The following is a 7,689-nucleotide window of genomic DNA, read 5'->3' on the forward strand; positions in this document are numbered from 1 at the left end:
CCAACAAAGCGAGGCGGGCGCACACCTTGGGCCCAAACAGTACGCCAATAGTCATCTTGCCAGCCGCGCGATCTCCCTCCACATCGGGCAGCGTCGTAAAAAAGTACAGCGACCACAGGGCAAGGACGAAAGGCACCGCGTGCAGCCACATGGCTGAAACCACCTGGCCCCGCACCAGCCAGCCGGATGAAAATACACCCAGCGCCCCCAGGCCGTTGCAGACTAAACCCGCATACGGGCGATCTTTGCACAGAAAGGGCGGACAGCTGTATAGAATGCCGGCGACAAGGAAACAGAGGAGCAGCGCTGCACCTAGCGCGGGCTTGAGCAGGAAGCCGATGCCGATAGACAGGCCCGCCAGAAGTGCTACTTCCACCAGGGCCTGCCTGATGCTTAGCTCGCCCTGTGCCAAGAGAAACAGCTTGTTGTTCAGCCTGTCACTCTCCACGTCGGTTACTTGATTGAGCACGAACGTGGCACCCAGGCACAGCGTGAGCAGCGCCCCCACCAGCAGATAGTCCACCTCCCACGCGGCGCGCCAGGCAATGCGCACTGGCCAGGAGCCGAACCGGAGCTGCGCCGCATGCCCCGCTAAGAACACCGTCCACACCGGAAACATGAGTGTGGGACGGAGCACAAAAACAAAATCCAGCAACCGCAGCATGCGTTTCACGACTACCCCCATCGTTCAGTCTTAGCCACAATCTGGCGTGAATCTCCCCTCATTGATGTGGCACCCAGTACTCTTGCTCGTGTTGGAACTTGCTGACACACTCGGGCGGCAATGGGTAGTTGCCGTCAAAACAGGCGTGGCAGTAGCCGCCCCGCTCCTGGGGAACCGAAGCGAGCATCCCCTCCATGGAGAGATAGCCGAGCGTGTCGGCACGAATGAATTGGCGGATCTCCTCCACGGTGCGCGAGCAGGCGATGAGCTCATCCCGCGTGGGGAAGTCCATGCCGTAGTAACAAGGGGAAATGATGGGCGGCGAGCTGACGCGGACGTGGACTTCCTTTGCCCCGGCGGCGCGCACCATGCCCACGAGGTGTTTCAGCGTGGTGCCGCGCACGATGGAATCCTCCACAATCACTACCCTGCGCCCCTCCAGGACCCCGCGCACCGGGTTAAATTTGACCCGCACACTAAAGTCGCGTACGTCCTGCTCCGGGTGGATAAAGGTGCGGCCGATGTAATGGTTGCGAATTAGCCCCAGCTCGAACTTGATTTCCGAGCGCCGCGAATAGCCAACGGCCGCAGTGTTGCTGGAGTCCGGCACGGCGATGACAATGTCGGCCTCTGCCGGATGCTCCAAGGCGAGCGTCTTGCCCAACTTGCGCCGGCACTTGTCGACGTTCTCGTCAAAGATCTTGCTATCAGGACGCGAGAAGTAGATGAACTCAAAGATGCAGGCGGCGCGTGGTGCCTGCTCTGGCAGCCGAAGGCTGTGCAGCCCGTCGCGGTCGATGACCAGCACCTCGCCGGGCTCCACTTCCCTGAGGTACTGTGCCCCTATCAAATCCATCGCGCAGGTCTCCGAGGCGACCACGTAGGCGTCGTCCTTCTGCCCCAAGGACAGCGGCCGGAAGCCTCGCGGATCGCGCACGGCAATGAGCTGGGTGCGGTTCATTAGGACCAGCGAGTAGGCGCCTTGCACCTGACCGAGCGCTTCCACCAGGCGCTCCACCAAAGTTTCCCGCTTGGAGCGAGCGATCAGGTGCAGGATGACCTCGGTGTCGGTACTGGTCTGGAAGATGGCGCCATCTTGCACCAGTCGCCGTCGACAAGAACCCGAGTTGACCAAATTGCCATTGTGGGCAATGGCCAGGGGGCCGTCGTGGGCATTCACCACGATCGGCTGGGCATTGGCAAGCTGCGTAGAGCCGGTGGTGGAATAGCGATTGTGCCCGATTGCTAACGAGCCGGCAAGGGCCGACAAAATGGAAGCGTCGGAAAACACGTCGGCGACAAGACCCAATCCCGCGTGCCGGCGCATGCGCACAAAGTCGCTGGCGGCTATGCCGGCACTCTCCTGCCCGCGATGTTGCAGGGCGTATAGGCAAAGGTAGACCAGTCGGGCAGCCTCAGGATGTCCGTAGACCCCGACGATTCCACAGTTGCAGAGAGGTTTGTCAATCGACGATAAGAGCATGCAAGTTTCCATTCAAATCAAAAGTGTCCGGCGAACAACGCCAAGCCGAAGGCGAGACCGGCAATGTCGGCAACCAAGTCGGCCACACTGGCCTGCCCCCGTCGGCTTCGTTTGTCATAGACCTCTTTTGCCACACCAAAGGAGAAAGAGAAGCCAGCGGCAAAGGCCACGGAGCTCTTTTTCGACCACGAAGCCTCGTCTCTGGCCAGATAGTAGCCGGCGGCTGCCAAGAACGCGCTTAACAGCGCGTGGTGGGCCTTGTCCTCGCCCAGCAGGGAGTCGCGCATTGGCATGGTGCGCACGGCCGGCTTCGCGACGGTGTCTGAGGACACACTCTGCAGCCCCTGCGCCCCCACGGTCGCGGCAGCACCCAACAGCAACACGCCAGTTAGCAGCCAGCTGCGCATCTACAGGCCCAGCTCCTCATGAATGCCTTGCATGGCCTTGAGCGCCAGCCCCAAGAACTCGTCCAGCGCCAAGCCGAACTCTTCACAAGTCCTGATCTGCTCCCTGTTAGCCCCTTTGGCGAAGGCTTTTTCCTTGAACCGCCGAAGAATGAAAGGCACATCTAACTCGGCCAGCTTCTTGCTCGGATGCATGAGGGCCGCGGCGACGATCAGCCCGGTGACCGGATCGGCTGCGTAGATGGCTTTGTCCATCAGGCTTTCCCGCGGCACATGATTGTTGTGGCTCTTGATGGCGTGAATGATCTCGGCGTCCACGTCATAGCCAGCCAGGAGCTCCACTGTGCGCAAACCATGCCGGGCAGGTGTTTGGGCAGTCTCCTCGTAGTCAAGGTCATGGAGAAGGCCGGCAAGACCCCATCTTTCCACGTCCTGGCCAAAATGTGCTGCCAGTGCCCGCATCACCGCTTCCACGGCCAGGACATGCTTGAAAAGGTTGCGGTTGGAGAAGCACGACTCTGCCAGGCGATATGCCTCGTCTCTGGTCATCATTGTTTCATGCCTCAAAAGTACTTGCCAGTGAGAAGAATGTAAGCCAATACCAAAGCGATACCCAGGGGTGAGACGTAGCGAATCATCGCCGACCAGGTGCGGCGAAGGTAAAACTGATTGCCGTGCTGCTCGATCTCGGCGGCAACGGCCTTCGTCCCCCAACGGTAGCCCACAAAGAGGGCAATGCCCAGGGCGCCGATGGACAGGGCGTAGTTGCCAAACAGAGCATTGAAGAACTCCAACACGCCGATCCCCAAGCCAGGGAGCTTGCTCAGAGCAGGCACCGCCCCTGTGGAGAGCGCAGAGGCGATGCCCAGCACAAAGGCTACTGCGCTGGTCACCACCACGGCACGTCGGCGCGGCCACTGGTGCTCGTCTACCAAGTAGGCGACAGGCACCTCCAAGAGCGAAATGGTAGAGGTCAAGGCCGCCACGCACAGCAAGAGGAAAAATGCCGCGGCAAAAAAGGCGCCGGCAGGCATATGCGCAAAAATGGACGGCAGCACCACAAAGACCAGACTCACGCCGGCATCCGGCCGGAAGCCCATGGCAAAGAGAGCGGGAAAGATGACCAGTCCGGCGATGAGCGCCACCAGGGTGTCGGACAGACAGACCCAGGCAGCCGAGACCGGGATGTTGTCCCGCCGCGAAAGGTAGCTCCCGTAGGTGATCATGGTCCCCATGCCCAGGCTCAGGGAGAAGAAAGCCTGGCCAAGGGCGCGGGCAAACGATTCCAACGTAAGCTTGCTGAGGTCTGGCTTCAGGTAGAAGACCAGCCCTTGCGAGGCCCCTTTCAGAGTGACGGCCCGCAGGGCCAGGAGCACGAGGAGGACAAAGAGCACCGGCATCAGCACTCGCGACCAACGCTCAATTCCCGCGGCAATACCTCCGGCTACCACAGCTCCGGTAAGGACGATGAACAGAAACAGGTACAAAACCGGCCCCCAGCCATCACTGGCAAACTTCTCAAACAAGGATAGATTGTGCAGCCGACCGATCATCTTTTCCTGGTAGGCGGGAAAGTGCGCCTCGTTGTTGAACGCCTGCCAGGCCTCCCGTACTTCCTGCTCGGAGCGCGGGGAGGACTCGGCCGAGAGCACGCCCTCCTCGACCAGGGCCTGCGCGAGGTTCTTCGGGTCGGCGACAAAATGCGCCCATAGGCTGTCAGCCTCCGCCTGGCTGTAGTGAATGTAGCCGGGGGTCGCTATGGAGCGAACGGCATACTGCAGTGTCCATCCGGCGATCACCGAATAGAACGAGAGGATCCCTACGCCGGTGAGCACGCCCAGGGCGCCGACCAGCTTCCAGCGGCTGCCCGGCACCAGGGCAGTGAACGCGCCAATGGGGTTCCGCTGGGTGTGGCGCCCAAGGGCAAGCTCCGCGATCATCACGGGCGCAGAAATGAACAACACGCAGAGAAGGTAGAGCAACACGAAGGCAGCCCCGCCATTTTCCCCTACCACATACGGGAAACGCCAGATGTTGCCCAGGCCTATCGCAGAACCGGCAGCAGCCAAGACAAAGCCTACTCTCGAACCCCAGGTTCCTCGTTGTACGTGCTGGTCAACCACAGAGACCTCCTGCGTCAGCGCCGTCTCTTCAGAAGTTCAAAGACAGGGAGATTCGCACCTCCCCAAAGCCGAATCGCGCAAAACCATGGGGCGCAAAGGCCCGCCAGTTAGTCAACTCGGGGCTTTCGTCAAAATCCGAAAAGTGTGCGTCGACGTAGGCGTCGAGCATGCTGAGCAAAACCACCAGTGCCAAGATCCAGTTCGAGGTGTTGCGATTGCTCAGGTAGTACTCTCGCGCTGCCGGGTCCTCGGCGCGCTGCAGATACTGGTTCTGCACGACAGCGTTGGCCGCCAGGCCCGCTTCTGCCCCAAAAGCCAGTGCGGCCTTCCATTTCTTTCCGTTGTACCATTGCCCCCAACCTGGCACGAGCAGCGACCGCACCATTGCTCCAGTGGGGGATCGTCTTCTGACCGTCTGGGAATCGGCCTGACTGGAGACGAGGTGGTGCCCATTGCCTTGGACCCTCATCTCGTGGCCGAGCAACCCGTGGGCTGCTACGACCAACTGGATTACGAGAATCAGCGCAATCCTGGCACTGCGAGACTGGCTATCCACGTGTCGCTACGGCCTCGATTTCCACTCTGGCGCCCTTGGGCAAGCGCGCGACCTGCACCGCCGAGCGCGCAGGAGGGTCGGTGGTGAAAAACTTGCCATAGACCTCGTTCATGGCAGCAAAGTCATTCATATCCGCCAGAAAAACCGTAGTCTTGACCACCTTGTCCAAACCCGAGCCTGCCGCCCGCAGAACTGCGGCCAAGTTGGTCAGCGCCTGCCGCGTCTGCTCCTCTATGCCGGCACCGACCAGTTCACCAGTCGCGGGATCTATGCCCAGTTGGCCAGCTGTGTACACCAGTTCCCCGCTGCTGATTACCGCATGGCTATAAGGCCCAATAGCCTTGGGCGCATCCGAGGCCCGCACGATCTCCTTCACTTTTGCCTCCGTGTGGCAATCATGATTTCCTCATCGATTAGAGGAGGACCTGAGCGCGATGCTGGTGACGGACGCATAGCTCCGACGGCCCTCACGTCAGCCCCCAATTTAAGCTGCCGGATTGTTGACTGGGGAAAGGCCGCTCCGCCTTAGCCAAGCACTTCCACCACCACGGTCCTCAGCGCTTGTGACCTGTTGAGCAAACCGGCCGTGGCGGCGATCATGCCCACCAGCCACCAGATGACGGTTACCACCTCCGCGTCGCCATAGTTCCACTCGAAAAGGCCGTTGACCAGAAAGGCCACAAAGGAGCACAGACCAGCTAGCGCCACTGCCCGCAACGATGGCGGGCGCGCCGCACGCAAGACTTGGCCCATGAATATCCCAATTTTGGCCATCAGATAGGTGAAGGCGGCAAGTCCAATGCTCCCCAGGGTCACGGCAATGTGCACAAAGTTGTTGTGGAAGTGCCCCACGGCCTGCGTCTCCTCGGGGCTCATGTAGCGCCGATAGATTTCGACGGTGTCGATATCGCCCACCCCGGTGATGGGGTAGTCTTTGAAAATCCGCCAGCCAGTTTTCCACCAGGTGAGGCGATAGGCGTTGGTGCGGTAGTGCGGATCGAAGAAATGCGTCACGCGCTCCTTGTACTCTCCTGGCACGGCAACATAGGCGACCACGGCCAGCACCGGGATGATGAAGAGCAGCCTCCAGTTCGTGAGAACGGCCATGAGGATAAGAGCCATGGCAAAGCCAAGCCAGGAGCCACGGGTGTTGGTAAGGAACAGACAGATCGTATTGACCACTGCCGCTGCTCCTGCCAAAAGGCGCACCTTCTTGTTCGGGCCGGCCACTGCTAAGGAAAGGCCGACCACGGCCGCAATCATGGTGAGGCCCCCTGCCGTCATCGAGTTTTGAATGTGGCGCACGCGCAGAGATGGGTTCAGCACAAAGGAGCCTACGCCCCACAGAGAGTAGAGAGACATGGCCACAAGGAAAGTAGCCACGAGACGATTGAGGGTGCGCTCGCTTTCCACATTGCTGGCGACCACATAGACCATGGGGATGAGGAGCAAGCGCTTGAGGTAGATCACCGCGTTCGGCACATTTATGGAAAACGCCAAGGAGATGAGTTCCGCAGCAATGTAGAGGAGAAACGCCACCTCCAAGGGTGTCCGCCGCACCAAGAGTCGCCGCTCCAAGACCATGCGCACCAGCCAAGTAATGATGGCCACCGCAAGGGCAGTCTGCGTGAGGGCGATGCTGAACGGCATCGCTGCTACCGTCACGTACAGCGCCCCTCGCGTCACTCCAGCGAGGCGGGCACCGGCTTGCGACATTGTTCCGGCACTGGGTACGCTCATGTTCATTGTCTTCCTTATCGGCGCTCCCTCGCCCTATTCGCTGAATTGCATCTCGTACAGCCGGCGGTACAGACCGCCTCGGCTCATCAGCTCTTCGTGCGTGCCCTCCTGGACGATTTTGCCATCATGGAGGACCACGATCCGGTCAGCGTGACGCACGGTCGACAGGCGGTGCGCAATCACCAGCGAGGTGCGCCCTTGCAGGAGGTTCTTAATCGCATCCTGCACGAGAATCTCCGACTCGGTGTCTAACGCAGAAGTAGCCTCATCGAAAACCAAAATAGGCGGGTCGCGGAGGATAGCGCGCGCAATGGCCAGTCGTTGCTTCTCCCCTCCCGACACCTTTACGCCTCGGTCGCCGATGACCGTGTCATAGCCGTTGGGCATTTCCATGATGAAATCGTGGGCGTTGGCAGCCCGCGCTGCAGCGATGACTTTCTCCATCGCCACGCTATCCATGCCGTAGGCGATGTTGTTGCGCACCGTGTCGTTGAACAGGATTGTCTCCTGCGTCACGATGCCCAATAACTTGCGCAAGGACTCCAGGGTGACGTCCCTGAGATCGTGGCCGTCAATGAGGATGCGACCGGCCGTGGGGTCGTAGAACCTGATGAGGAGATCGACTAAGGTCGACTTGCCACTTCCCGAGGGTCCTACAATCGCGACCACTTGCCCGCGTTTGATGCGCAGGGAGACATCCGTGAGGACCTCAACGTCGC

Annotated in this window: 9 protein-coding genes; all 9 read right to left on the reverse strand. The window is 60.3% G+C overall.

All coding sequences use genetic code 11. The annotated features are described in order from the left end of the window. The coding region (locus H5U38_09820) for a UbiA family prenyltransferase (protein MBC7187318.1) at positions 1–673 on the reverse strand (673 nt) is incomplete at its 3' end. Positions 674–722: 49 nt separating this feature from the next. After that, on the reverse strand, positions 723–2,147 hold the full coding sequence (locus tag H5U38_09825) for an amidophosphoribosyltransferase (protein MBC7187319.1): 1,425 nt from the start codon (positions 2,145–2,147) through the stop codon (positions 723–725). A gap of 17 nt (positions 2,148–2,164) precedes the next feature. After that, positions 2,165–2,554 carry a hypothetical protein gene (locus H5U38_09830; protein MBC7187320.1) on the reverse strand — a complete coding sequence of 130 codons (390 nt, stop codon included), beginning with the start codon at positions 2,552–2,554 and terminating at the stop codon, positions 2,165–2,167. Beyond that, entirely contained in the window at positions 2,555–3,100 is a 546-nt protein-coding gene (locus H5U38_09835; protein ID MBC7187321.1) for an HDIG domain-containing protein, read from the reverse strand. 14 nt (positions 3,101–3,114) lie between these two features. Next, on the reverse strand, positions 3,115–4,674 hold the full coding sequence (locus H5U38_09840) for a sodium-dependent transporter (protein MBC7187322.1): 1,560 nt from the start codon (positions 4,672–4,674) through the stop codon (positions 3,115–3,117). Positions 4,675–4,702: 28 nt separating this feature from the next. Then, on the reverse strand, positions 4,703–5,059 hold the full coding sequence (locus H5U38_09845; protein MBC7187323.1) for a hypothetical protein: 357 nt from the start codon (positions 5,057–5,059) through the stop codon (positions 4,703–4,705). Between the two features lie 163 nt (positions 5,060–5,222). Further along, on the reverse strand, positions 5,223–5,606 hold the full coding sequence (locus tag H5U38_09850) for a RidA family protein (protein MBC7187324.1): 384 nt from the start codon (positions 5,604–5,606) through the stop codon (positions 5,223–5,225). Positions 5,607–5,755: 149 nt separating this feature from the next. Further along, entirely contained in the window at positions 5,756–6,970 is a 1,215-nt protein-coding gene (locus H5U38_09855; protein MBC7187325.1) for an O-antigen ligase family protein, read from the reverse strand. A gap of 33 nt (positions 6,971–7,003) precedes the next feature. Beyond that, the coding region (locus tag H5U38_09860; protein ID MBC7187326.1) for an ATP-binding cassette domain-containing protein at positions 7,004–7,689 on the reverse strand (686 nt) is incomplete at its 5' end.

The sequence above is a fragment of the Calditrichota bacterium genome, from assembly GCA_014359355.1.
Taxonomy (GTDB): domain Bacteria; phylum Zhuqueibacterota; class Zhuqueibacteria; order JANLFK01; family Oleimicrobiaceae; genus Oleimicrobium.